The following is a 22,608-nucleotide window of genomic DNA, read 5'->3' on the forward strand; positions in this document are numbered from 1 at the left end:
CCGGAACCCGGCGTTACGCGGGCACGCCGTCCGGGGTGGCGGGCACCGCCTCAGCCGTCGGCTCGCTCGCGGCAGCGGCGACCAGCCGGGCAGCGGTCGCCGGATGCGCGGCCCAGTGCAGGGTGAGCTGTGAGGCGTGCACGTTGCGCCAGACGAACCCCTCCGGCGTGCCACCGTCCCAGCTCCACGCCGGCCGCTGACCAGCGCGCGGGGTGAGCACCGCGCGGTGCTCCTTGTGGCCGACAACCACCGTGCCCTTCGCCGCGACCACACTATCGGTCTGGGCGGTCGCCTCCCGGTAGCCCACCACGAGACCGTCCCGGCTGACACCGACAGCGTCCAACACGCCGCACATCGGCAGCCCGTCCAACTCCCGGGCCAACCAGAGCAGGCCAGCGCCCTCGGCGACCACCGGCCGCCCGGTACGCGCCAACTCGGCCACCGCGATGCAGAGCCTCCGGTTGGCTGACAACTGCTCGGCGTACGCCTCGGGCAGCGCGCCGCCGACGACAAGCGCGCGGGTGCCGACCGGCAGCGTCTCGTCGCGCAGCGGATCGACAACGACGACCTCGGCACCGGCGGCCCGCAGCAGCTCGGCCGTCTCCGGATGGCTGAAACTGCCGCCCGGCCCACCCGCGACCGCCACCAGCGGACGCTGCGCCGGGACGACCAGTTCGCCGAGCGCCTCCTGCGGCGACCACGCCGTTGCCGGCAGCGGCGGCGCCGAACGGGCCAGCCCGAGCAGCCGTTCCAGGTCGACAGTTGCGGCGACCGCCTCGCCGAGACGACGGACCGCACGGGTGGCGTCGGCCGACCCGTCGACGACCGGGGCCACCCCGTGCCGCCGCGACGGCAGCACCGACGGCAGGTCATGGCGGCGCAGCGCCCCGTAGACGGGCACCCCCACGTCCTCCAGCGCCTCGCGCAGCATCCCCTCGTGCCGCGACGACGCCACCCGGTTGAGGATCACCCCACCGAGCCACAACTGCTCGTCGTACGAGCGGAAACCGTGCACGAGGGCGGCAACCGACTGCCCCATCGCGGCCACGTCGACAACCAGGACCACAGGGCTGCGCAGAGCGGCGGCCGCAGCGGCGGTGGACTCCTGCTCGGGGCGGCCACCCACCGAGTCGTACAGGCCCATGCTGCCCTGCACCACGGCTAGCCCGGCGCCCGCTGCGCCGTGCGCGACGAGCGGGGCGAGCCGGTCGGCACCGACAAGCCGGGGGTCGATCACCCGGCCCGGCCGACCGGCGGCGAGGCCCAGGTACGCGGCGTCGACCTGGTCCGGGCCGAGCTTGAACCCGGCGACGTCGACACCCCGCTCGGCCAGGGCGGCGAGCAGCCCGATCGCCAGCGCGTTCTTTCCGTGGCCGGAGGACGGCGCGCTGAGCACCAGGCGCGGCACGACGGTCATCATCGACTCCTCGCGGGCGGCGGCGGGTACGCGACGACCGGCCGGGGTGCCGAGCCGTCCGCGTGACGATACCCGCCCGGTCTTCCGCGCGAGCACCCCCGATCCGGGCTGATCGACGGTCTCCGGCCCGGTGCAGGTCAGTGGCCCCGGTCATACGGGTAGCCTCGGTGCCGTGTACCGGTTCCTGCTGAGCCCACGCTGGCTGGGCGCCCTCGCGTTGACAGTGGTCGCCTCCGCCGTCATGGTCTGGCTGGGCAACTGGCAGCTGGACCGCTACCAGGGGCGTACCGAGGTCAACGAGCGGATCGACGCCGGCCTGCGGATGGCACCGGTGCCCCTGACCGAGGCGTTCCGCGCTCCCACCGGCGGCCCGGGAACCGCCGGCCCGCCGCCTGCGGAGGACAAGGTCTGGTCCCGGATCACCGCCACCGGCCGGTACGACCCGTCCAACACCATCCTGGTCCGGGGCCGGACGGCCGACAGCCGCGTCGGTTTCGAGGTGCTCACCCCGCTGGTGCTCGCCGACGGCACCGCACTGCTCGTCGACAGGGGCTGGATCCCGCCGGCTCCGGGCGGGGCGACAGCACAGCCGTCGGTGCCCGCCACGCCCACCGGTGACGTGACGGTGGTCGGCCGGGTGCACGAGACCGAGAGCGGCGCCGGCACTGTGGCCCGCCGCAACGGGATGCTTGAGACCCGCCGCGTCGGCGTGCCCGGCCTCGCCCGCGAGCTGCCCTACCCGGTCTACGGCGGCTACCTGCTGCTGGACGAGCAGACCCCGCCCGCCGACCCGGTGTTCAAGGCCGTGCCGGTGGGGCACGCCAACAACTGGCAGAACTTCGGCTACGTCGTGCAGTGGTGGCTGTTCGCCGTGATGGCCCTCTTCGGCTACGGCTGGGTGGCCCGTCGTGAGGCCCGCCGGGCCGCCGGAATCGACACGAAGACCGCCCCGCTGGACCGGGCGGCAGAGCCCACGCCGAGCGCGTCCGCCTGAGCCCCCGGTGACCGTACCGGCGTCGCAATCGGACGCTCGGGGGAACACGGGGCACCACGGCAGCCGGTAGTCTCCGCCGGGTGATCAATTCGTGTGGGGCGCGCTGATGACCGTGGATCCCGCAGCGCCGCGACCCGAGTCGGAGCCGGCGACGCAGGCACATCCGCCCACCGATCCGTGGGCCTCCGAGCCGCCGACCTCCGCGTTGGCCTCCGAGCCGCCGACCGCCGCGTTGGCTGCCATGCCGCCGACCGCGCCGTTCCCGCCCGCACCGCAGCTGGCCGCACCGCACCCGGCCGACGCGATCTTCGGTACGCCGCCGGTCGCCCCGGCACCGACCGCGCAGTTCCCCGCCGCGCCGGCGCAGTCGCCCACATCACCGGCCATCTCGCCCGCGACTGCCGCGCCCTACTCCGCACCGCCCGCGTCGTACTCCGGACCGCCGGCCTCTTTCTCCGGACCGCCGGCGCATTTCTCCGGGCCGCCGGCGCAGACCCCTGGTGCGTGGCCGGCGGTCGGGCCGTACCCGCCGGTGGCGGCGTACCCGGTCGCGGCGGCCGGCTTCGCCGGGCCGGAGGTGGTCGCCGTGCAGATCGCCGAGATCACGGTGAGCCCGCCGGTCATCCGTACACCGGCCGGGGTGCTGCCGCTGGCCGGTGCGAGCTGGCACGTGGCCGACTACTGGCAGCGCGAGGAGAAAATCGCCACCTGGGCGCTGGTCTGCGCCATCGTCGGCTTCTTCTGCGTGGCCATCTTCAGCCTGCTCTTCCTGCTGGTCAAGGAAACCCGGCACCGCGGCACCGTCCAGGTGACTGTCACCAACGGCGCCCAGCAGTACGTGGCCCGGATCCCGGTGAGCGACCAGGGTCAGGTGCAGCACATCAACAACCAGGTCAACTACGCCCGGTCGCTGTCCAGCCAGTGAGCCGCGCCGGCGGGTCGATCTTTGGAGCGACCCGTCGGTGACCGGGCCGCCGCCGGTCCGGCCAACTGGATCAACCGCCTGGTGCGACGACGGTCAACCGGTGGAACGGCCGGCGTGGATGGCCCGGACCGCGTCGATGGTGTCCGCCTCGGCGGCGGACTTGTCGTCGCGATAGCGCACCACCCGGGCGAACCGCAGCGCCATCCCGCCCGGGTAGCGCGAACTCGTCTGCACCCCGTCGAAGGCGATCTCCACCACCTGCTCGGGACGGACCCGGACCACCCAGTCGCCGCGCTCCACGGCGAGGCCGAGGAACCGCTCGGTCTGCCAGCGCAGCAGCTCGTCGGTGAGCCCCTTGAACGTCTTGCCGAGCATCACGAAGTCGCCGGAGCGGGGGTCGCGGGCACCCAGATGCAGGTTGGACAGCCAGCCCTCGCGCCGGCCGCTGCCCCACTCGACGGCCAGCACCACCAGATCGAGGGTGTGCCGTGGTTTGACCTTGACCCAGGCCGCGCCCCGCCGGCCGGCGTCGTACGGCGCGTCCAGCGCCTTGACCACCACGCCCTCCTGGCCGGCGTCGATCGCGGCGGCGAACGCGGCTCCGGCCTGCTCCGGGCCGTCGACCTCCATTCGCCCGACCAGCAACGACGAATCGACAGCGCCGGCGAGCGCGGCCCACCGCTCCCGGCCGGGCAGGTCGATCAGGTCCTGGCCGTCGAGGTGCAGCAGATCGAAGAAGTACGGGGTCAGCACCGTTGCGCCGGTGGTGGCTGCCGCGGCGAGCACCGCCGGTGCGACAGGCGTGCCCCCGGTGGTGCTGGGCGTGGTGCGCCGTGCGGCCCTGCTTGAGGTCTGCTGGAACGGCAGTGGGCGGCCCGTCTCGTCCAGCCCGATCGCCTCGCCGTCGAGGACCATTTCCCGGCCGGGCAGGGCGCGGACGGCGGCCACCACCTCGGGCATCCGCCCGGTGATCTCGTCGAGGCTGCGGGTGAACACCGCGATGTCGGCGCCGGAGCGGTGCACCTGGATGCGGATGCCGTCGAGCTTCACGTCGACCACTGCGGGCGTGCCGGTCGCGGCGAGCGCCTCATCGACCGAGGGTGCGCTCTGCGCCAGCATTGGCGCGAGCGGTCGGCCGACCCGCAGGCCGAACCCGGCCAACTCGGCAGCGCCCCCGGCCAGCGCGGCAACCGCCACCGCGCGGAGATCACCGGCGAGCAGCAGAGCCCGGCGGACCGTCGCGACGGGCACCTCGGCGGCCCGAGCCACGGCGTCGGCCAACAGCCCCGCCTGGGCGCCCTGGCGCAACTCGCCACCGAACAGGGCGGTGAGCAGCCGTTGCTCGTCGGCGGTCGCCGCCGAATAGAGCGCGCCCAGCAACGTCCGGCGGCGGGCTTGCGAACCCGCGCCCTGCACCGCGGCGATCTGCTCGATGGCCGCGTCGACGGCGGCCACTGTCAGCGTCGGCTCGGCGGCGGGCGGCGGAAGGTCACGCAGACTGGCGTAGCCCACGCCGGTCTGCCGCTGCCGCAGCTCACCGGCGAGATATCCGGCGCCGGGCTCCACCTCGGGCGGGTCGAGCCGGCGCAGCGCGTCAGCCAGCAGCTCCACCTTGGCCCGCCGGCCGCTGGTGGCGCTCACGGCGGCGGAGGTGGCCGCCAGATCGATGAACCGCACGAACCTCATCCTGCCAGCCGCCTGCGACACCGCCCGGGCATTGCCGTACCCGGGCGGTGTCGGCAGGGTGCCGCCACCGCTACCGGCGGTGGGCGACGAATCAGGCGGAGACGGGTTCCTCGATGCGCAGCCCCCGGGCGCGGACCTCGCCGGCGACCCGGGAGAGCACCGAGTCGAGGGCGACCAGGGCGGCGGAGAGCTCACCGAGCTGTTCGTTGAGCGTGTCCTCGGACCACGCGGAGACGTCGACGTCCCCCAGCGCACTGACGGCGGCCCCCAAGCGGGCCATCACCTCGTTCGTACTCATGTTCGAAAGGCTATAACAAACCCGCCCGCGACACGCCGCAAACTCCCAGATCAGACAGGGAGTTACGGTTCCGACACCTATCGTCCGTTCGTACCTGCCGCCGCCACCGCGCCCAGCAGCAACGCCTCGGCGAGGCATACCCGAGCGAACTCGCCAAGGTGCAGGCTCTCGTTCGGGCCGTGCGCGCGGGCGTGCGGGTCCTCCACACCGGTCACCAGGATCGCCGCCTGCGGGAACATCTCCTGGAAGGTCGCGATGAACGGGATCGAACCGCCGACACCGATGTCCACCGGGTCGGTGCCGTCCCAGGCGGCCCGGAACGCCGAGCGGGCGGCGTCGAACATCGGGCCGGAAGCGTCGATCACGCACGGCTCACCGTCGTGCTCGAACGTCACCGTCACCTGGGCACCCCAGGGCGCGTGCTTCTCCAGGTGCGCGCGCACCGCCGCGTACGCCCGCTTCGGGTCGTCGCCCGGGGCCAGACGGATGCTGAGCTTTGCCTTCGCGGCCGGCAGCAACGCATTCGGAGCCTCGCCGGTGGCCGGTGCGTCGATGCCGAGCACTGCCAGGGCCGGCTTGTTCCAGAGCCGGTCGGTGATCCGGCCGGTGCCGATGAACTGCACACCCTCGGCCAGCCCCGCCTCGGCCCGGAACCGGTCCTCCGGGTAGTCGACGATGGCACCTCCACGGCTGACCAACCCGTCGACCGCCACGTCACCGGCATCGTCGTGCACTGTGGCCAGCAGGCGTACCAACGCGGTCAGCGCGTCCGGAACGGCACCGCCGAACATGCCGCTGTGCACGGCGTGGTCGAGCGTACGGACCTCGACGAAGCAGTTGACGATGCCGCGCAGCGAGGTGGTCAGCGCCGGTACGCCGATGTCCCAGTTCGCGGAGTCGGCGATCACGATGACGTCGGAGGCGATCTCGTCGCGGTGCTCGGCCAGCAGTCGCTCCAGCGAGTCGGAGCCGTACTCCTCCTCGCCCTCGATGAAGAGGACCACGCCGACCGGCAGCGCGTCACCGTACGCGCGCAGCGCCGCCACGTGCGCCATGATGCCGGCCTTGTCGTCGGCCGCGCCCCGGGCGTAGAGCCGGCCGTCCCGCTCCACCGGCTCGAACGGGTCGGACTCCCACAGCGACCGGTCACCGACCGGCTGCACGTCGTGGTGGGCGTACAGCAGCACTGTCGGCGCCCCGGGCGGTGCCGGCCGCCGGCCGATCACCGCCGGCTGGCCGCCGGAGCGCACGATGTCGACGTCCAGGCCGCAGCCGCGCAGCAGCTCGGCGACCGCCTCGGCGGAGCGCTCCACGTGCGAGTGGTCGAAGCCGTCGAACGCGATGCCGGGGATACGGACGAGGCGCTCCAGGTCGGCACGGACGCCGGGCATCTCCCGCTCGACGGCGGCCCGCACCTCGGACTCGGACATGATCGGTGAGGTCATGACCGGAATCGTATGCCGGCCTTACACCGCCGCGCCGCCCGAGCCCGTACCGTCACCGCCACCGGCTCCGCCGGCACCCGCCGTGGCGCCGGGCGCAGCCCGACCGGCGCGGTGCGCCCGGCCGGCGGCCTCGGTCGCGGCATCCACCCAGGAGCGCGCTCGGCCGGCGGTGCCGCCCACCCACTCGCCGACGTCGCTGGCACCATCGCCGAGGCGGCGCAGCAACCCGACAAGCGGGTCGGTGGACCTGCTGAATTCCTCCCGGTACGACTCAGCGGCGGCCTTGATCTCCTCCGAGACGCTTGTCGAGCCGTCGTCGTCGCGGCGTGGATAGTCCCCGGCCAGCACCCGCCCGTACGCCCCGGAGTCGATCCACTGCCGCAGCTGGGCGGCCCGCGCCACCGGCGCCGGATGGGTGCTCCACGCCGTCATCCGGATCTTGTGCAGGCTGTCCCGCACATCGCCCCCACCGGCGTACTCGGCGGCCTGCTCCAGGAAGGCTGTGGTGTCGACCTGGGACAGGTCGCCGCCACCGGCGAGCTTCATGAGCAGCCGCAGCGCGGCGGCCGGGTCCTGCCCGGCGAGCAGCCCTGCCCGGTCGGCGGACAGCTCCGCCTTGCGCCACCACTCCAGCATCGCCGCGATGATCGCCCGCAACGCGAACGCGCCCACCGGCAGCCAGCTTAGATTGGCCGCCCACCGGGTCAGGATCATCAGCATCGTCTTGTAGACGGCGTGCCCGCTGCCCACGTGCCCCAACTCGTGGCCGAGCAGGCAGCGCAGCTCGTCCTCATCGAGCTGCTGCACGCACGCCGAGTTCAGCACGATGAACGGCCGCTCCAGGCCGACCGCCTCGGCGCCCAGCCACGGAGACTGCGTCACGTACAGCTCGGGAAGCTCCGCCACGTCGAGCGCCGCCGCGGCCTCGGTGTAGCGCTGCCACACCGCCGGGTACTGCCGGTGGTCGACACGGATGCCGGAGGCCAGCACCGAGAGTCGGAACCCGCGCTCGTTCCACATGCCGAAGAACGCCCGCAGCACATCGTCGAACCCGCGCAGCTCCCGCAGCGCGACAAGGGCGCCCCGGTCCGCCGGATGCTCCCACGCTCGGGAGCTGATGCCGGTGAGGGTGACCCGGCGTCGTGCGGGTGTGTCCGTTGTCGACATGTGACTCCCGTTCGCCGTTCCCGACCTTCCCCGCATCGTGCCCCAGTCGGTGGCCGGCGTCCACGCCCCGGCTGAGGTCGTGCGGGTCCTGGGCTCGGGTCGTCCGGGCCCGCCCTCGGGTTCGGGTCGTCCGGGCCCGGACTCGGGCTCGGGTCAGCGGGTCCGCACGTAGTACCTCTCGGCGTCGTACGGCAGGGTCGGTGCACCGTCGATCACCAGGTCGACCCGGCCGGCGGTGCCGTCGGCGGCGAAGTGCGCCCGCTCCCCCGCATGCCAGCGGCGCAGCTCGGGCAGGATCTCAGGCCCGTCCCGGGCAACCGCGCGAGCCAGCCGCGTCGGCGCGGGCGCGGTCACGAACACGGCCGCTGTCACCTCGGGCCGGACGACGGCGCGCGCCGCGCTGACACCTTCGACGATCAGCACCGGCGCGACCGGCACCGGGACCGGGCGGGGCAGGAACGACCGCCGCACCCAGCTGTAGCGGCGGTACGCCCCGGGCCGTCCCGCCCGTAGCGGAGCCAACACCTGCGCCTCCAGCCGCGGCCAGAAGGTGAGCTGGTCGTCCCAACCGTCGAGCAGGTCGTCGGTGTGCACCACCGGAGGTCGCCCGCCTTCACCGTGGCTTCGGGGCGGACCCGTCAGCTCGGCAAGGGCATCCGCGAGGTGCGCCGCGAACCGGCTCTTGCCCGCGCCGCTCGGCCCGTCGATAGCGACAAGCCGGGTCCGCCCCAACCGCGCCGGGCCCGCGAGCACCCGACGAGCCAACTCGGTGTACGCCTCGACGACGGCCACGGTCAACCTACTGTCGGTGCGGTCGGTGGCCTGGTCCACACCACCGAAGTATGCCGTCGTCGCCGAAGGCCGACGTGAGTTGGTCGGGCTGACACGTCCGGCTGACCGCCACGGCCGGGGCACCGTCACGTCCGGGGGAATTGCGGCGGCGACGGGTGACGGGCGACCCGTTCGCCACGCGGGCGGGTAGCCCGCTCGGCATGATCTGGTGGTGCTCCGAGACGTGATGAGCCCCGGCATTGACGCCCTCCTCGAACAGGCCCGCGCCGGGCTGCACCGACTGACTCCGCAGCAGACCGTCGAGGCGGTCCGCGGCGGCGCGCTGCTTGTCGACACCCGTACCGACACGCAACGCCGAGAACAGGGCGACCTGCCCGGCGCCGTCGTCATCGACCGGACGGTGCTGGAATGGCGACTCGACCCGGCCAGCGCCTGGCGCATCCCGGAGGCCACCGGCTACGACCGGGAGATCGTGCTGGTGTGCCGCCAGGGCTACAGCTCCAGCCTGGCCGCCGCCAGCCTGCAGACCCTCGGCCTGCGCCGCGCCACCGACATGATCGGAGGCGTGGACGCCTGGCTCGCCGCCGGTCTGCCCACCACGGATCGCCCCGCCGATATCCGCCCCTGAAGTCCGACCCGACGCCACCACGCCGGCCCGACTCGTGGGAGGACGGGCAAGACTCTGCCGTCGCGACGCCGCGCCGCGGGCCAGCCGGGACGACAGACGCAATCGCCGCTGAGTCTCCGGTCAGGTTCGTGGCGGGCCTGGTGGGATGAACGGGTGCCCGGGAGTGGGGCCGTTTTCGATGAGTTTCCAGAGGGCGTCGGTGTCCAGGTGCTCCTCGACGAGGTCGCCGAGCAGGTCGAGCGAGCGTTCCCGGGCGGCGGCGAAGCTGGTGGCCGGTGAAACACGGAACCCGGTGCGCCCCGCGAGCCGTGCAGCCTCGGTGAGAAACCAGCGACGGAACTCGTCCGACTCGAACGTCCCGTGCCAGTGCGTGCCGTACACCGGGCCGAGCACGGCACCCTCGCCGACGCCGTCGGCACCGGTCAGCAGCGTGGTGAGGGTCGGGTCGGTGTGTGAGACGTACCCGTGGTGGATCTCGTAGCCGCGCACGGGCAGGCCACCGGGAGCGGTGCCCACCGACTGCCGGACGGTCTTGCGCGGATCGAAGGTGATCTCGATCGGCAGCAGGCCGAGCCCTGCCACGCTGCCCTGCCGACTCTCCACCGGGTCGTGGATGGCCCGGCCGAGCATCTGGAAGCCGCCACAGAGGCCGAGCAGCGGCTTTCCGCTGCTCACGTGGGCGTGGATCGCGTCGGCGAGGCCCGTCTCGCGTAGCCAGGCGAGGTCCGCGACTGTCGACTTCGAGCCGGGTAGGACGATCAGGTCGGCGGCGGCCAGCTCGGCCGGTTCGACGGTGAGGCGGACGCGCACGCCCGGCTCGGTGGCCAGCGCCTCCACGTCGGTGGCATTGCTGACGCGGGGTAGCCGCACTACTGCCACGTCCAACCATTCGGTGCCGTGCGGCGCGGCGGGGCGACCGAGCACCCGGCCGTAGGCGAGCGAATCCTCCGCGTCCAGCCACAGGTCGAGTGCCCAGGGCAGCACCCCGTACGTGGGGCGGCCGGTCACCTGGCGCAGCATGTCCAGGCCGGGCTGGAGCAGACCGAGGTCCCCGCGGAACTTGTTGATCACGAAGCCTGCGATCAGCGTCTGGTCGGCGGCGTCGAGCAGGGCCACGGTGCCGAACATCGAGGCGAACACGCCACCTCGGTCGATGTCGCCGACCACGAGGGTGGGCAGGTTGGCGTGCCGGGCCAGGCCCATGTTCACGTAGTCCCCGGCCCGCAGGTTGATCTCTGCAGGGCTGCCCGCGCCCTCGCAGATCACCACGTCGTACGCGTCACGCAACTCGGCAAGCGCCGCGTACGCGGTCTCGGCGAGCCGGGGCCGCAACTGCCCGAAGGTGCTCGCCGTGATCGTGTCGACCGCCTCGCCGAGCAGCACCACCTGACTGGCCAGATCGCTGCCCGGCTTGAGCAGTACCGGGTTGAAGCGCAGGTCCGGTGCGATGCCGCAGGCGGCTGCCTGCATGGCCTGGGCTCGGCCGATCTCGCCGCCGCGCCCGTCCGGCCCGACGACGACTGCCGAGTTGTTCGACATGTTCTGCGCCTTGAACGGTGCCACCTTCACGCCCTGGCGGTGCAGCCATCGGCAGATGCCGGCGGTGAGCACGCTCTTGCCAGCGTCGGAGGTGGTGCCCGCGACCAGCAGGCCGCCGCTCACCGCCCGCTCCCCTGCCCTGCCACGACAGCCCGCGACCAGCTTTGACCAATCGCGCCACCCAACCCGCGCCCGCCGACCGCTGCGTGCAGGGCGCGCCGACCCACGGCGTTTACCACTCGGCCGACGGTCACCGGGTACGCGGCTGCCAGCCCGAGGGCGGCCAGGCCGACGGCGCCGGAGATGCGGGCGGCCCGCTTGAGGTGGCGTGCTTCGGGGCGCGGGCCGTCACCCAGGAACGGGCGTACCTCGGAGCGCCCGAAGTAGACGTTGCGGCCGCCGAGGCGGACGCCGAGCGCGCCGGCCATCGCCGCCTCGCACTGGCCGGCGTTGGGGCTCGGGTGGTCGTTGCGGTCGCGCCGCCACACCTGCCAGGCCCGCTCGCGGTCACCGTGCGCTACCGGGGCGACAGCGATGGTGAGCAGCCCGGTCAGCCGGGACGGCACCAGGTTGAGCAGGTCGTCCAGCCGAGCGGCAGGGGTGCCGAACCGCGCGTACCGCTGCGACCGGTGCCCGACCATGGCGTCGAGGGTGTTAGCCGCGCGGTAGCCCAGGAGGCCGGGCAGGCCGGCGACCGCGCCCCACACGAGCGGGGCGACCACCGCGTCGGAGGTGTTCTCCGCGACGGACTCGACGGTGGCTCGGGCCAGCTCGGACTCCCCCAGGGTCGACGGGTCACGGCCGCAGAGGTGGCCGAGGCGCTGCCGGGCGGCGGGCAGGTCGCCGTCGCGCAGCGTTCGACCCATGACAGAGGCTTCGTGCCGCAGGGTGCGGCCACCCAGCACGGCCCACGTTCCGGCGGCGACGAGTGCCGCACGGGCCACCGGTCGGTGCCGGGTGGCAGCCGCAGCGACCGCACCGAGCATCACGGGCCCACCGACGGCGAGCGCGGTGAACGCCGCCCCGGCTGTCCGGTCCGGTCGGTAGAGGCGGCGCTCCAACGCGCCGGCGGCCCGCCCGAAGCCGGCCACCGGGTGCCACCGGCGGGGGTCCCCGAGCAGCCTGTCCAGGGCGTACCCGGCCAACAGCCCCACCGCGTCAGCAACCGGCGCTGTCCGTCGCACGCGTACCACCTCCGGCCAGCCAGCCTAGACGAGCACCCTATGAGCCGATCCGCGTCCGCAGCGCTCCACCAGCCCGGTGCTGCAGACACGCGGGGTGACGACGCGAGTCGCATCGCCACCCCGCCCCCGTCGTGCCGTGCCGGTGTCGCCGCCCTGCCCTCGCGGTGTCCTGGCCCTCGCCATGGCCGGGGGAACCGCGAGCCGAACGGTCACACCGGCTGCGGAACCCGCCCTCGGCCACGCGGCCCCCGACCGGACGGCGCGGCGTCCGGCCGACCCTCGTCGGGGACCGGCCCCAACTCGTCGTCGGGGTCGCCCTGCGGGTCGCCGTCGCCCTGCGGGTCGCCGTCGTCGGGAGGGGTCAGTTCGTCGTCGAGCGGGTCGTGGTCGACAGGGCTGGTCCGCAGCGAGCCGAAGTCGGATAGCTCGAAGTCGTCGTCCACCGGACGGTCGTCGGGCAGCACTGGTGCCTGGCCGGCCGGCACCGGCTCGGTGGGCTCGCCGTGCACCCGGCTCTCGGCGTCCGCGTCCTCGACCGTGCTGGTCGTCAGAGCCGGCCGGTTACGCAGGAAGCGGGCCCGGCCACGGGACAGGTCGTGGCCGACGGCGACCGCCTCCAGCTCGTAGACGGTGCGGTGGTTGCCGGCGTCGTCGGTCCAGTCGCGGGTGTAGAGGCGGCCACAGACCACCACCGGGTCGCCGACCATCACGGAGGCCGCCACGCCTTCGGCGAGCTTGCGCCAACAGTTGACGCGGACACGCAGCGAATTGCCGTCGACCCAGCGACCGCTGTCGCGGTTGAGCCGGCGGGCGGTGGAGGCGACCTTGAAGTTGGCCACGAGCGTGTTGCTCTGGGTCGTACGTCGCCACTCGGGTGCGGTCAGCACGTTGCCGACGATCGTGACGTAGGTGTCGAACATCATCCCTCCAGGGGATCGGGGTCTGCCAGCGCGAGTCGACTCGGCCCTCAGCCTGAGCGGCGCCGGCGTGTGTCGCCAGCGCCGCACCTCGACCTGTGGACAACCGGACCGCCTGTGGATAACGCCCTGATCAAGCCCGCATGTGCTACAGCCGAAGACGCCTGCCGTGCCGCCGACCACGCCCACGGCACGCCCACCACGCTCGACACGCTGCCGGCGGTTCCGGGGCCGACCGAGTGGGTATGGATTTGATCAACGCACCACCGACAGCTCCACGTCGACGAGAGGTCAGCGTCATGATGATCACTACTTCCGGCTTCGCGACCGTTTCCGAGGTGCGGCGATGAGCGCCGTGGCGAACCCGGCCACCGTGGCGGAGTGCCTGCGGGTCGGCGCCGGTTTCTCGCAGGGCGACCGCAACTGGATCGCCGAGCAGTTCGCCACTCTCGACGCCCGGCTGGCCAGCTTCCATGCCGACGCCACCGAGCTTGAGGTGTCGGTGAAGGATCGGGAGGCCCGGGGTCAGAAGGTCACCCTGGAGTGCTGGATCGCCGGCCGCCAGAAGATCGTCACCACCTCCGGCGAGGAGGACCTACACGCCGCGCTCAACGACGTCCGCGACGACCTGCGGCGGCGGCTCAACGACGCCAAGACCCGCCAGGAGCCGCGGCACAACAAGCACCTGCGCGACGTCAGCCCGCCGCAGAGCCCTGTCGACACCGAGGAGCCGGACGCGCTGCCCGCCGCCGACCCGAGCCGCGCCGACGCCGAGACGGCCTGAGCGCGTACCCGCTGTGTCCCGGCCGGCAGGCACGGCCGGTCGGGGCCGGCGGACGTCCCCGGCGTGGTTCCAGGGGCCAGGGGTGAGCCCGGCGGGGCCGGGGCTACCACCGGGTAGTCGGTCGGCGTAGCGTCGGATTCGTGGAACCGGACGTGTTGGGGCCGCCCTACGAGCGGCAGACGATCGACCTGGGCGTCGACGATGAGGGTCCTGTCGTCGCGACACTTGTCCGCCGGCGGGCGGAGCGCCCCACCGGGCGGGCGGTGCTCTACGTTCACGGCTTCGTCGACTACTTCTTCCAGACCCACCTGGCCGACTTCTTCGCCGAACGTGGCTGGGATTTCTACGCCCTCGACCTGCGCAAATACGGCCGCAGCCTGCTCGCGCACCAGACCCCCAACTTCTGCCAGGACGTCAGCGACTACTTCTCCGAGCTGGACGCCGCCGCCGAGATCATCCGCTCCGACGACGGGCACGACACCCTGCTCGCGATGGGCCACTCCACCGGCGGCCTGGTCCTGTCGCTCTGGGCGGACGCCCGCCGCGACGCCGGCACCATCGACGGCCTGGTCCTCAACAGCCCCTTCTTCGACTTCAACGCCCCCTGGGCGCTGCGCCGACCCATCGCGGCCGCCGCGGCCCGGCTGGGCCGCAGGGCGCCGCACCGCATCGTGCCGCTCGGGCTCGGCACTGTGTACGGCGAGAGCCTGCACGCCGACCATCGTGGCGAGTGGACGTACGACCTGGCGTGGAAGCCGCTCGCCGGGTTCCCGGTCCGGGCCGGCTGGCTGAACGCGATCCGTACCGGCCAACGCCGGCTGCGCGCCGGGCTGAACATCCAGGTGCCGGTGCTGGTGGCCTGCTCGACCCGCTCCTTCCGGAGCACCAAATGGCACGAGAACGCGACACTGGCCGACACGGTGCTGGACGTCGAGCACATGGTCCGGTACGCGCCCCGCCTCGGCCGGCACGTCACCCTGGCGCGCTTCGACGGAGGGCTGCACGACCTCACGCTCTCCGGCCTGGCCGTACGCGGACAGGTCCTGGACGAGGTCGGACGGTGGGCCGAAGCGTTCCTGGCCGCCGGTCCCACCGCCCCGGCCGATCCAGCCCTGACCGATACAGCCCCGGCCGAACCAGCCCTGACCGACCCCTCCACGGCCGAACGGACCGGGGCGACGGCCAGCGACTGACCACCCGACGACAGGACGACAGCTCAGGCGTCGCCGGGCGTGGCCGGAAGGACTGCCCGGATCCGGTCGAAGGTCGCCACCGGATGCCCGTCGACACCGGGCAGGACCAGGCCGAGGCAGTACAGCGACACCTCACCGGCGGCGTCGGCGTGCACGGTGAAGACCGGCGCGCCGACGTACCCCTGGGGTAGCTCCGTGGTGATCCGCACGGTGTCGCCGTCGCGGACCACCCGCTCGATCGCCACCTCCAGCGGCCGGGAGCCGTCGGCGCGTACCCCATGGGCAAGCACGAACGCGGACCCGGCGGCGGCGGTGCTGCGCTCGACCACCTCGGGCCCGGCGGCGATTCCGGCGGGCACCGGCTGTACCCGCCACCGCCAGCCGCCGTCGCCGGCGCTGCGGTGCAGCCCGGCGGTCGGGAGCACCGCGACGCCGTCGCCCGGGAAGCGCGCCCACCCGGGGGTGATCTCGGCCACCGTGATCGCGTCCGGGGCGACGCCGGCCGGTTCGGTGACGCTCGCCCGCAGGCCCACCTCGCCGCCCGCCGGGCCGACCAGGTCGGCGGCGGTCAGCAACGACTCCCCCACCGGGTCGTCGGCGGCCTGGAAGAAGAACGCCGTGCCGAAGCGCTGGTCGGCGGCGTCCGATGACCGGTACGGCAGGATGGCGCGGCCGACGACCTGGCACAACTCGTAGGCGACGCCGCTCTCGGCGTCGGGGTCCAGCAACACCAGCCGAGGGTACGGGCCAGCGCCGCGCCCACCGGCGGGAACCCGGATGCCCGGCACCTGGCCGCCGTGAGACCCTGCTCGGCGATGTGGACGCGAGCACCCTTTTCCCCGCTGCGAGGCGGGGCGGCGGTACCCTCTTGGCGCGACATCCACGCCACGCGCCCGTAGCTCAGCGGATAGAGCAGGGGACTTCTAATCCCAAGGCCGCAGGTTCGAATCCTGCCGGGCGCACCTATATCTGCCAGGTGAAACAACCCTAGCCTCTGATCTTCGACCTGTCCCGGACCCACCTCGGCCCCACCGCGTCACCCGTGGCCAGCCGTACGCCGAGCCTGCGTCGCCCGGCGCTGCGGGGTGGCCGGCACCCCGGCGGGGCGGCGATCTTGGCGCACGTTCGGGATGGCAGCCGACCGCGTCGGCTTGCGGGGCGTGGGGGCGGGGCGCTGCACCTGTAGCCCGGCCGGCTGCACGAAGATCGATCGTCGGGCGACCGCGTCGCCCTTGGCGTCCAGTTGGTACACGTCGAGCCAGCACCACCCGTCATAAGTGATCCAGTCGAGAACCCGGATGACTCGGCACATGATCGGGTTGACGAACTGCACGCTGGCCGCGCGGGTCACGTGCACCAGGTCGCCGGCCTTCGGTAGCTGCGGGCTCATCGCGGACCACCGGCCAGCCGCCAAGCCAGCAGCCGGCCACGCGCTGCCACGTAGCGCGGGCACCAGCCGTCCGGGTGGCACCGGTGGCAGGGCTCCACGTGGTGGTCAGCGATCACGAACCAGGCCACCTCGACCAGGAACGGCACTTGGCGGACCTCGATCACGACTCACCGCCGGGCCAGTGCCCACGGTTGATCGGGATGCGGTGGCGGGCTCGGCAGAGCAGTTCCCCGCCGCAGCGGCACACCCTGCGCCAGCGCTTCCAACTCCAGATCGGTCGGTGCCGGCGAGCCAGCGTCATCGCGGTGGCTATCAGGTAGTCGTCATAGCGGATCCGGTTCATCGGAGCTCCCGGCGATCAGGCCACGGTGGACCGTCAGGGCGACGGGATCCACGCCGCCCTGACGGGGCTGACCTCCGTTTGCCGAACCAAGGGCAGCCACGAGCAAACTACGTCACTATCTGACGTAGGTAAAGCTACGCCGCGTGATCCTCTTGCATCACTTGCTGACGATGGTTGGTACGTGGTCAGATGGCAGGGCCGAACCAAGGGAACGAAGCCATGCCCTCTGCACCTGCTGAATATCGACGCATTGCCGACGAACTGACCGCGAAGATCAAGAGCGGCGAGCTCACGCCGGGGACGAAGCTGCCCAGCACGAGCGAGCTTGCCGACCAGTTCGACGTCAGCGTGGCCACCGCGTACCGCGCCGTCTCACTCCTGCACGACCGGGATCTGGTCGTGGGGCAGCCGGGACGCGGGGTCTATGTCGCAGGGGAGAAGTAGGCTCACATCCATGCGCCCTGCTGCTGCCATCGAGGAACTGACGAAGCTCAAGGCGGAGGCCGAAGCTGCTGACCTCTTCCGACGCGATGCAGCGCTGGACTCGTGGAGGCCCCGAGTTCGACTGATATTCGTTCGCGCCCTTGGCGAGGACAACCACATCGTGAAGAGCCTCGACGAGGTCAAGTATTGGCCTACCGTCGCCTTCGGTGGAATGCAGCGGTCCCACTACGAGGATGCGCGCCGGGGTGGCGTCCGTAAGGCCATCGGACTGATCGATGCCGCCATCTACGAGCTCGGCCTCACTGGCGGGGACGAACCAGTGGACGAGCACGCATACGACCCGGACCTATGGGCGCACGTCAAGGGTCTTGTCGAGGATGAGGAGTGGGGGAAGGTCGCCAGCCAAACGGCGATCTTCGTAGAGAGCCACATCCGGACATGGGCAGGGAGCCCGCAGGATCGCAACGGCAACAACCTCATCGGTAAGCAGCTCTATTCGGAAGTGTTCGGGGACACGAGCGACTACCGGCTCGGCCGTCAGGCCAGCGAACGGGAGGGGTGGCGGGCGCTCGGTGTCGGCTTCGCCCAGGCACTCAGCAACGTCGACCGGCACCGGATCCAGACGCGGGATGACGCCAAGCGGTATGCCCTCGGCGTGCTCGGCCTCGGGAGCCTGCTGCTGACGCAGCTCCGATACGAGCACAGCGACATCCTCAAGACCGAGTAGCCGGGCGCGGCGATCAGAGCCGCCCGCCACCAGGCAGGCGGCCCCGATACCTCCGGTTCACGGTCAGTCAGTGTGGACACCACTGCTGTCGGGTTTTAGTCTCGACCTTTCGGTGGGTAGATCTACATGCGACGGAGCGTCACAATGATCGCTCCGGACTGTAGGGGGAGCCATGTCTGTCGCTGTTGATGACCCAACTCCACTGCGTGGGGACCTGGATCAGAAGCAGTGCATGGAGACCCTTCAAGAGGCATACCTACATGCCGTGGCTGCGGCGGCCCGCTGCTCCCTCTCGAAACCCAATAGGGATCGAGGGATTGACTGGAAGATCAGCCATCAATCGACCGAGCATCTTCACGACTTCGAGGTGGATCTCCGGGTCCAACTGAAGAGTACATATCAGGTCGCGCCCGCAAGCGATCTGGATTCGATTCCGATCTCGTTGCCAAACAGTCAGCTAGCTCGCCTGGCGCACTCGCCCGTCATCACTTCAACAATCTTGATCGCCATGCTGGTGCCTCGCGACATCGGGCAGTGGATCGAGGTGGGTTCCAACCACATGATGCTCCGCCATTGTTGCTATTGGCGGAACCTCGAAGGACACCCGATTACCGGCAGGGACGAGACGGTAGTTAGGGTTCCCACGTCTCAGGTCTTTGACGAGTTCGCTCTCTGCGACATCATGCGACGCATCGGAGCCGGTGGTCGAGCATGACCATCCCGATGGACGCCGTGGCGCTGGACGGCTCGTGGATCAGCCCGAGTCAGACTGTGGCCTATCTACAGCGCCAGGGCTGGACGATCCGTGGCGGGCGCGAAGGGTTGTACCTGCGACTAGCCCCACCGACCGTCGGTCAGAGTGTTGTGGTTCCGCTGGACGTGGGGCATGCCGACTTTCGGAATCTGCTGACCGACGCAGTCGCGGCCGTCGGTGACATATCCGGTCTAGATTATGAGCGGATGCTCACCAGACTAGATGTTGGCATCGGCGACCTTGTCCGATTCCGCAAGGAGATGCCTACGCCACATGGAACGATTCCCTGGTCGTCCGGTCAATCACTGATCGCCTCGTCTACTCGCCTGCTCGAAGCGGCTGCCAAGGCTCAGCGGGAGAAGACCCAGTATTTCGGAAACAAACATTGGACCTCTGCCAAGGCGTACATGAACAGTGTCCGCATGGGGCAGACGGAGATAGGCAGCTATGTCGTCACGGCGCTAACTCCCGTAGGCGACATTGCCGGGGTGGACGTACCTTTGCCGGGCTTCGGCGAGGCCCTGACAGGCCGTGAGGTTACGCGCACGTTGGTGTCGAGTCTGGAAGCTACCCGGGAAGCAACAGATCAGTTCAACCGAACATCATCCAGCGCCGCATTCGATGAAGCAGTCCAGTACGGGGTCTCATATGAGCTGACGCAGGCCCTAGCTCGGCTTGTCGCCAACTCAGACGGGGCCGAGGTCGGCGTGGAGTGGCGGGACTGGCGGGAAGATGCACCCGGTCCGACCTACGTCCAGTTCGAGCCATCGGATGTCGTTGCTCTTGAGAGCGCCAGTACCCGGTTCGCCCGGACCGAGCCTTCAGTCGGTGTCACAGCACTCGGGACGGTGACCCTGCTTGACCGGCCCAGGCCGGGCACTGCGGGCGTGATTCGCTTGAACGTCATCGAGGGTTCGCAAGCCAAGAAGCTCCGGGTCCGGCTACCTGAAGAGCTGTACGACCAAGCAATCCAGGCTTTCCGAGAGGGGCTTGCGATGCGCCTGTCTGGCCGGCAGGAAAAGGAGGGACGGCTGTACTGGCTGTACGACCCGCGAGAGATCGACCTCGTTGAGGTCCCCTCGGTGGTGGAGCCTGACCCTGCCGAGCATGACAGCGACGACGACCTCGATCAGCCCCTGTTCTAGACAGACGCGAGCCGTCCAATCGAACTCCTCCGCCAGCGGACATCAACCGCCACTCGACCCGTAAACCGGCGGTTCGGGTTCGCCGATCGCCCGTGCGGCTTCGCGTTCGGCCCTGGCCTGCCGCCGTCAATTATTGATCGCGGAGATTAAGATCTCCTCGATACCCCGGATGCTGGACCACTCTCGTCTTAACAGCGGCACTTAAGGAGACGCTCGTGGCTCCACTGGAATCAACCGCTTCCGTAAGAGCTGCGCCGATCTCCGCCACAACCAGAGCAGCAAGTTTCGCTTTCCTGTGGACCATTCTACCGAGGACTCGTGTACCCGCATCGACGATACGTTCAAGTGTGCCGGGTCCGAGATGGAAGCCGCCAATCGCCAGTACGCCGTCGTGATCACGGTTTAATTGTCCAGCACTCTTCTTGAGTAGCCGCGTCACCATCCCCTCGGCATCACTGTCTATCAGGGGTGCCGATATTGGACCACGCAACATCAGAGGAGTCTTGACCTCGAGTTCGAGACGCTTTTTAACTGACGGCTCCAACCAAAGGTCAGCGATTCGCCCGGAGGTCGCATTATCGGCTAAGATACCGACGCCATTATCCGCGTCAACCAAGTAGCTCGCGAGCGTCAGCATCATCACGCTGTGCTGCCCCTCCGTGGCAGTCCCCAAGGTCGCAACAAGATGCGGCCAGGCGGGATGATGCCGCCATCGATCGAACGCGGTCGTGGTTGCACGTAGTTCGCAAAGGTAATCGGCGCTCAGCTCCACACGCTCAGGCGCTCCTGCACGGCTGAGGAGCTCGCTCGCGTGCTCGGCATACGAAATCAGCTCAACGAGCCTATGCCTTCTCGGTGGAGGCGTGGAAGATTTCATCCCCCGCTCGTCGGCGGCGCGCAGCATCTCATAACCCTCCCCGAGAAAACCCGCTGCCGTGGCCGCAAGGTCTCGCAAAAACGAGGCGTCGAGCTCCTGCGATTTGCCCGCCTCTAAATTTAATGAAACTCCCTTTCCTGTCTCTGTAAGGTACCCATCCCGGGCCTGCTGGCCGAATAGCGTCGCCGACATGCCGAGACTGTCGGTTTCGATCGGGACCTCCAGTCGGTACATCGCCGGAGGAAAATAGAGTGATTGACCCGGTATCGGGTACCCCGGCATGCGCCGAGGCGAGACAGCAACTGTTGCGCAGCCATGACATTTAATTAGCAAGTCAAGGAGTTGGCGTGATTGCACGGATTGCGCCAACAGCGACCGACAATTAGGGCAGCGCCAATTCTCTCCGGAGTGAGAATTCCCGACAACCGCCGGTTCAGAAACGGGACACAGCACTCCCCAAGGTTCGACCGAACCCGACGTGTTTTGTTTTAGGAACTTATCCTCGGACACTCGCTGAGTCTAGACGTCGAGTGCGCTTACGGACCCTCGCGACCCGTCCAGTTTCGGCAGAACATCCCGCACAGTCGCCCGCTCCACGCCTACCCAGAGTCGCGCAGTCCGCCCGAGACTACGTATTGAGCGGTCGCGTGCCAGACTCATGTCAGTAGCCGGGTTTCCGCCGGCCAGAAGGAGGTTCGGGCAGCTAGACCGAAGTGGGCAACGTGCTCTCGTAAATGCGTAGGGCATCCGTGCCTCCACGTGCCAGTAGCCCGTACCCCCGACGGTCACCAGCGGGCACGAGCGGTCCCCTCGTCCTGCGGCTGCCCTGCCCACCAGGTCCTTGTCGGCCGTGATCTTCGACCTTCCAAACTGACGGTGCACGTTCATTGCCTCGGCCGCAGTGGGTTCTCTTCTCGCTCCACCCCTGCCGCCAACTGGATCTCAAAGCTAGTCGATCGACCTGCTGCCAGCTCCTCAAGCGCTTGCACGAGCGCTTCAACATTCGGCCGCGAACAGCCGACCCGGATGAAGAACTCGGCACGGGACGAACCAGTAGTCGCCTCCGCCAAGACGGCCGCCAGGCGGCCGACCTCACCGCGGTTCAGCCTGAGAGCCACTTGGTCACCTTCGTAGATCCCCCGCACCAGTCCCCTCCCTGCATCCAAGAGCCGCCGTACAGCCATCCGTACAGCCAAGCCATTCAGCTAGAGCCGACGCAGCCCGACAGCGGCAGATCAGTTGAGCAGCGGCAGGCTACATCTACCAGCCATCCGCGATCTTCTTCTAATCCCAGGCCGCAGGTTCGAATCCTGCCGAGCGCACCTCCACCACCGCTGGCCGCCGACTCCACGTGGCCAGCCCGTCGATCGCCTCGACTCCCGCCTTCGTAGCGGTCAGAGCATCTCGGTGCGGTACTGAGGAGCCAGTTCGACTGCGCGCCGCCGTCGTTCCGCGATCTCCTCGTCGGTCAGTTGCGGTGGTGGCGCGTCTTTGCCGGAGACTTTGTCGCCGACGCGCAGGAAGAATTCGTCCTGGCTTGCTGGTGTGCACATGCACAGCATGCGGGCGGGTGCGCCGGAGGCATTGCGGAAGTTGTGCGGGGCGTTGGCCGGGATGTTCACTGTCGAGCCGGCCGGCACGGTGTGCTTCTCGCCGCGGAAGGTGAACTCGATCTCTCCTTCGAGGATCGTGAACATTTCCTCGAAGTCGTGCCGGTGCGGGGGCGGCCCACCGCCGTCGGGGACGCGCATGTCGATGAGGCAGTACTGCCCGTTGGTCTGCTTGCCGGTGATCAGCATGGCGTAGTTGCCCCCGGCGAGGGAGATGCAGGTCGTCGCCGGGTCGTCGGGGTTCGCGATGGTCAGCGTCCGGGTCGGGTCGTCGTCCGGGATGGCGGGGGCAGCGCGGTCGAAGCTGGTCATGCCGCATGTCCTTTCTGGCGTGGTGCTTCGCGGTCGG

24 protein-coding genes and 1 tRNA gene are annotated in these 22,608 nt (G+C 70.3%); 10 read left to right on the forward strand and 15 right to left on the reverse strand.

The window, feature by feature from the left end; translation table 11 throughout:
• Positions 1-13: 13 nt before the first annotated feature.
• Positions 14-1,417 (reverse strand): cobyrinate a,c-diamide synthase, encoded by a 1,404-nt coding sequence (locus tag ADK66_RS06690; RefSeq protein ID WP_053653128.1) that lies wholly within the window; start codon positions 1,415-1,417, stop codon positions 14-16.
• Positions 1,418-1,589: 172 nt separating this feature from the next.
• On the opposite strand from ADK66_RS06690, the gene ADK66_RS06695 reads away from it, so the two are divergent.
• Both ADK66_RS06695 and ADK66_RS06700 read left to right on the forward strand, forming a co-directional pair.
• Positions 1,590-2,411 (forward strand): SURF1 family protein, encoded by an 822-nt coding sequence (locus ADK66_RS06695; RefSeq protein ID WP_053653022.1) that lies wholly within the window; start codon positions 1,590-1,592, stop codon positions 2,409-2,411.
• 106 nt (positions 2,412-2,517) lie between these two features.
• On the forward strand, positions 2,518-3,336 hold the full coding sequence (locus ADK66_RS06700; RefSeq protein WP_053653023.1) for a hypothetical protein: 819 nt from the start codon (positions 2,518-2,520) through the stop codon (positions 3,334-3,336).
• Positions 3,337-3,429: 93 nt separating this feature from the next.
• Here ADK66_RS06700 and ADK66_RS06705 read toward each other — a convergent pair whose 3' ends face one another.
• The 5 genes from ADK66_RS06705 to ADK66_RS06725 form a co-directional block, all read right to left on the reverse strand.
• Positions 3,430-5,022 (reverse strand): ATP-dependent DNA ligase, encoded by a 1,593-nt coding sequence (locus tag ADK66_RS06705; RefSeq protein ID WP_231639935.1) that lies wholly within the window; start codon positions 5,020-5,022, stop codon positions 3,430-3,432.
• A 91-nt stretch (positions 5,023-5,113) separates the two neighbouring features.
• Positions 5,114-5,320, reverse strand: a complete 207-nt coding sequence (locus ADK66_RS06710; RefSeq protein WP_030333429.1) for a hypothetical protein — start codon at positions 5,318-5,320, stop codon at positions 5,114-5,116.
• Between the two features lie 77 nt (positions 5,321-5,397).
• Positions 5,398-6,750: a dipeptidase gene (locus ADK66_RS06715; RefSeq protein WP_197281444.1), complete on the reverse strand. Its 1,353-nt coding sequence runs from the start codon at positions 6,748-6,750 to the stop codon at positions 5,398-5,400.
• A 36-nt stretch (positions 6,751-6,786) separates the two neighbouring features.
• A complete protein-coding gene (locus ADK66_RS06720) occupies positions 6,787-7,932 on the reverse strand; it encodes a M48 family metallopeptidase (RefSeq protein WP_053653025.1) in 1,146 nt (381 codons plus the stop codon).
• Between the two features lie 153 nt (positions 7,933-8,085).
• Entirely contained in the window at positions 8,086-8,730 is a 645-nt protein-coding gene (locus ADK66_RS06725) for a uridine kinase (protein ID WP_053653130.1), read from the reverse strand.
• Positions 8,731-8,950: 220 nt separating this feature from the next.
• On the opposite strand from ADK66_RS06725, the gene ADK66_RS06730 reads away from it, so the two are divergent.
• Positions 8,951-9,352 carry a rhodanese-like domain-containing protein gene (locus ADK66_RS06730; protein WP_053653131.1) on the forward strand — a complete coding sequence of 134 codons (402 nt, stop codon included), beginning with the start codon at positions 8,951-8,953 and terminating at the stop codon, positions 9,350-9,352.
• 120 nt (positions 9,353-9,472) lie between these two features.
• On the opposite strand, the gene ADK66_RS06735 is transcribed toward ADK66_RS06730, so the two are convergent.
• From ADK66_RS06735 to ADK66_RS06745, 3 genes are all read right to left on the reverse strand, one after another.
• Complete coding sequence (locus ADK66_RS06735; protein WP_053653026.1) at positions 9,473-11,014, reverse strand: cobyric acid synthase; 1,542 nt, start codon at positions 11,012-11,014, stop codon at positions 9,473-9,475.
• Positions 11,011-12,075 (reverse strand): cobalamin biosynthesis protein, encoded by a 1,065-nt coding sequence (locus ADK66_RS06740; RefSeq protein ID WP_082377286.1) that lies wholly within the window; start codon positions 12,073-12,075, stop codon positions 11,011-11,013. The genes ADK66_RS06735 and ADK66_RS06740 overlap by 4 nt, the downstream gene beginning before the upstream one ends.
• Positions 12,076-12,284: 209 nt before the next feature.
• Entirely contained in the window at positions 12,285-12,995 is a 711-nt protein-coding gene (locus tag ADK66_RS06745; RefSeq protein ID WP_053653132.1) for a single-stranded DNA-binding protein, read from the reverse strand.
• A 343-nt stretch (positions 12,996-13,338) separates the two neighbouring features.
• Between ADK66_RS06745 and ADK66_RS06750 the strand changes: the two genes are divergently transcribed.
• On the forward strand, positions 13,339-13,776 hold the full coding sequence (locus ADK66_RS06750; RefSeq protein WP_053653027.1) for an HPF/RaiA family ribosome-associated protein: 438 nt from the start codon (positions 13,339-13,341) through the stop codon (positions 13,774-13,776).
• 140 nt (positions 13,777-13,916) lie between these two features.
• Positions 13,917-14,969: an alpha/beta hydrolase gene (locus ADK66_RS06755; RefSeq protein WP_053653028.1), complete on the forward strand. Its 1,053-nt coding sequence runs from the start codon at positions 13,917-13,919 to the stop codon at positions 14,967-14,969.
• A 23-nt stretch (positions 14,970-14,992) separates the two neighbouring features.
• Here the strand turns inward: ADK66_RS06755 and ADK66_RS06760 are convergent, their stop codons facing one another.
• On the reverse strand, positions 14,993-15,700 hold the full coding sequence (locus ADK66_RS06760) for a hypothetical protein (protein WP_053653133.1): 708 nt from the start codon (positions 15,698-15,700) through the stop codon (positions 14,993-14,995).
• 158 nt (positions 15,701-15,858) lie between these two features.
• Between ADK66_RS06760 and ADK66_RS06765 the strand changes: the two genes are divergently transcribed.
• Positions 15,859-15,931 (forward strand) — tRNA-Arg (locus tag ADK66_RS06765).
• Positions 15,932-16,005: 74 nt separating this feature from the next.
• Here the strand turns inward: ADK66_RS06765 and ADK66_RS30600 are convergent.
• Genes ADK66_RS30600 through ADK66_RS06775 form a run of 3 tightly spaced genes read right to left on the reverse strand, consistent with a single transcriptional unit; the run spans position 16,006 to position 16,702 of the window.
• Positions 16,006-16,359 (reverse strand): hypothetical protein, encoded by a 354-nt coding sequence (locus ADK66_RS30600; RefSeq protein ID WP_082377268.1) that lies wholly within the window; start codon positions 16,357-16,359, stop codon positions 16,006-16,008.
• Positions 16,356-16,505 carry a hypothetical protein gene (locus tag ADK66_RS31335; RefSeq protein WP_157552299.1) on the reverse strand — a complete coding sequence of 50 codons (150 nt, stop codon included), beginning with the start codon at positions 16,503-16,505 and terminating at the stop codon, positions 16,356-16,358. Before ADK66_RS31335 ends, ADK66_RS30600 begins: the two co-directional genes overlap by 4 nt.
• A gap of 14 nt (positions 16,506-16,519) precedes the next feature.
• Entirely contained in the window at positions 16,520-16,702 is a 183-nt protein-coding gene (locus ADK66_RS06775; protein ID WP_053653029.1) for a hypothetical protein, read from the reverse strand.
• 219 nt (positions 16,703-16,921) lie between these two features.
• Between ADK66_RS06775 and ADK66_RS06780 the strand changes: the two genes are divergently transcribed.
• The 4 genes from ADK66_RS06780 to ADK66_RS06795 all read left to right on the forward strand — a co-directional run bounded on the left by ADK66_RS06780 (position 16,922) and on the right by ADK66_RS06795 (position 19,772).
• The gene (locus ADK66_RS06780; protein WP_053653030.1) at positions 16,922-17,146 is read left to right on the forward strand and encodes a winged helix-turn-helix domain-containing protein; all 225 of its coding nucleotides are present in this window, start codon (positions 16,922-16,924) and stop codon (positions 17,144-17,146) included.
• 10 nt (positions 17,147-17,156) lie between these two features.
• A complete protein-coding gene (locus tag ADK66_RS06785) occupies positions 17,157-17,873 on the forward strand; it encodes a TIGR02391 family protein (RefSeq protein ID WP_082377270.1) in 717 nt (238 codons plus the stop codon).
• Between the two features lie 232 nt (positions 17,874-18,105).
• Positions 18,106-18,588, forward strand: a complete 483-nt coding sequence (locus ADK66_RS06790; RefSeq protein WP_197281440.1) for a DUF4365 domain-containing protein — start codon at positions 18,106-18,108, stop codon at positions 18,586-18,588.
• Positions 18,585-19,772 carry a hypothetical protein gene (locus ADK66_RS06795; protein ID WP_053653032.1) on the forward strand — a complete coding sequence of 396 codons (1,188 nt, stop codon included), beginning with the start codon at positions 18,585-18,587 and terminating at the stop codon, positions 19,770-19,772. The genes ADK66_RS06790 and ADK66_RS06795 overlap by 4 nt, the downstream gene beginning before the upstream one ends.
• A 130-nt stretch (positions 19,773-19,902) precedes the next feature.
• Here the strand turns inward: ADK66_RS06795 and ADK66_RS31340 are convergent, their stop codons facing one another.
• Both ADK66_RS31340 and ADK66_RS06800 read right to left on the reverse strand, forming a co-directional pair.
• A complete protein-coding gene (locus ADK66_RS31340) occupies positions 19,903-20,883 on the reverse strand; it encodes a hypothetical protein (RefSeq protein WP_157552301.1) in 981 nt (326 codons plus the stop codon).
• A gap of 1,160 nt (positions 20,884-22,043) precedes the next feature.
• A complete protein-coding gene (locus tag ADK66_RS06800; protein WP_053653033.1) occupies positions 22,044-22,571 on the reverse strand; it encodes a cupin domain-containing protein in 528 nt (175 codons plus the stop codon).
• Positions 22,572-22,608 lie beyond the last annotated feature (37 nt).

It is taken from the genome of Micromonospora sp. NRRL B-16802 (assembly GCF_001279555.1).
GTDB classification, from domain to species: domain Bacteria; phylum Actinomycetota; class Actinomycetes; order Mycobacteriales; family Micromonosporaceae; genus Micromonospora; species Micromonospora profundi.

Coding starts and splice junctions, on each gene's coding strand:
- ADK66_RS06745 (WP_053653132.1), bottom strand. CDS start 12,995: ATGTTCGACACCTACGTCACGATCGTCGGCAACGTGCTGACCGCACCC.
- ADK66_RS06780 (WP_053653030.1), top strand. CDS start 16,922: ATGCCCTCTGCACCTGCTGAATATCGACGCATTGCCGACGAACTGACC.
- ADK66_RS06690 (WP_053653128.1), bottom strand. CDS start 1,417: ATGACCGTCGTGCCGCGCCTGGTGCTCAGCGCGCCGTCCTCCGGCCAC.
- ADK66_RS06715 (WP_197281444.1), bottom strand. CDS start 6,750: ATGTCCGAGTCCGAGGTGCGGGCCGCCGTCGAGCGGGAGATGCCCGGC.
- ADK66_RS31340 (WP_157552301.1), bottom strand. CDS start 20,883: ATGTACCGACTGGAGGTCCCGATCGAAACCGACAGTCTCGGCATGTCG.
- ADK66_RS06800 (WP_053653033.1), bottom strand. CDS start 22,571: ATGACCAGCTTCGACCGCGCTGCCCCCGCCATCCCGGACGACGACCCG.
- ADK66_RS06710 (WP_030333429.1), bottom strand. CDS start 5,320: ATGAGTACGAACGAGGTGATGGCCCGCTTGGGGGCCGCCGTCAGTGCG.
- ADK66_RS06705 (WP_231639935.1), bottom strand. CDS start 5,022: ATGAGGTTCGTGCGGTTCATCGATCTGGCGGCCACCTCCGCCGCCGTG.
- ADK66_RS06730 (WP_053653131.1), top strand. CDS start 8,951: ATGAGCCCCGGCATTGACGCCCTCCTCGAACAGGCCCGCGCCGGGCTG.
- ADK66_RS06775 (WP_053653029.1), bottom strand. CDS start 16,702: ATGAACCGGATCCGCTATGACGACTACCTGATAGCCACCGCGATGACG.
- ADK66_RS06785 (WP_082377270.1), top strand. CDS start 17,157: ATGCGCCCTGCTGCTGCCATCGAGGAACTGACGAAGCTCAAGGCGGAG.
- ADK66_RS30600 (WP_082377268.1), bottom strand. CDS start 16,359: ATGAGCCCGCAGCTACCGAAGGCCGGCGACCTGGTGCACGTGACCCGC.
- ADK66_RS06720 (WP_053653025.1), bottom strand. CDS start 7,932: ATGTCGACAACGGACACACCCGCACGACGCCGGGTCACCCTCACCGGC.
- ADK66_RS06750 (WP_053653027.1), top strand. CDS start 13,339: ATGAGCGCCGTGGCGAACCCGGCCACCGTGGCGGAGTGCCTGCGGGTC.
- ADK66_RS06795 (WP_053653032.1), top strand. CDS start 18,585: ATGACCATCCCGATGGACGCCGTGGCGCTGGACGGCTCGTGGATCAGC.
- ADK66_RS06700 (WP_053653023.1), top strand. CDS start 2,518: ATGACCGTGGATCCCGCAGCGCCGCGACCCGAGTCGGAGCCGGCGACG.
- ADK66_RS06790 (WP_197281440.1), top strand. CDS start 18,106: ATGGAGACCCTTCAAGAGGCATACCTACATGCCGTGGCTGCGGCGGCC.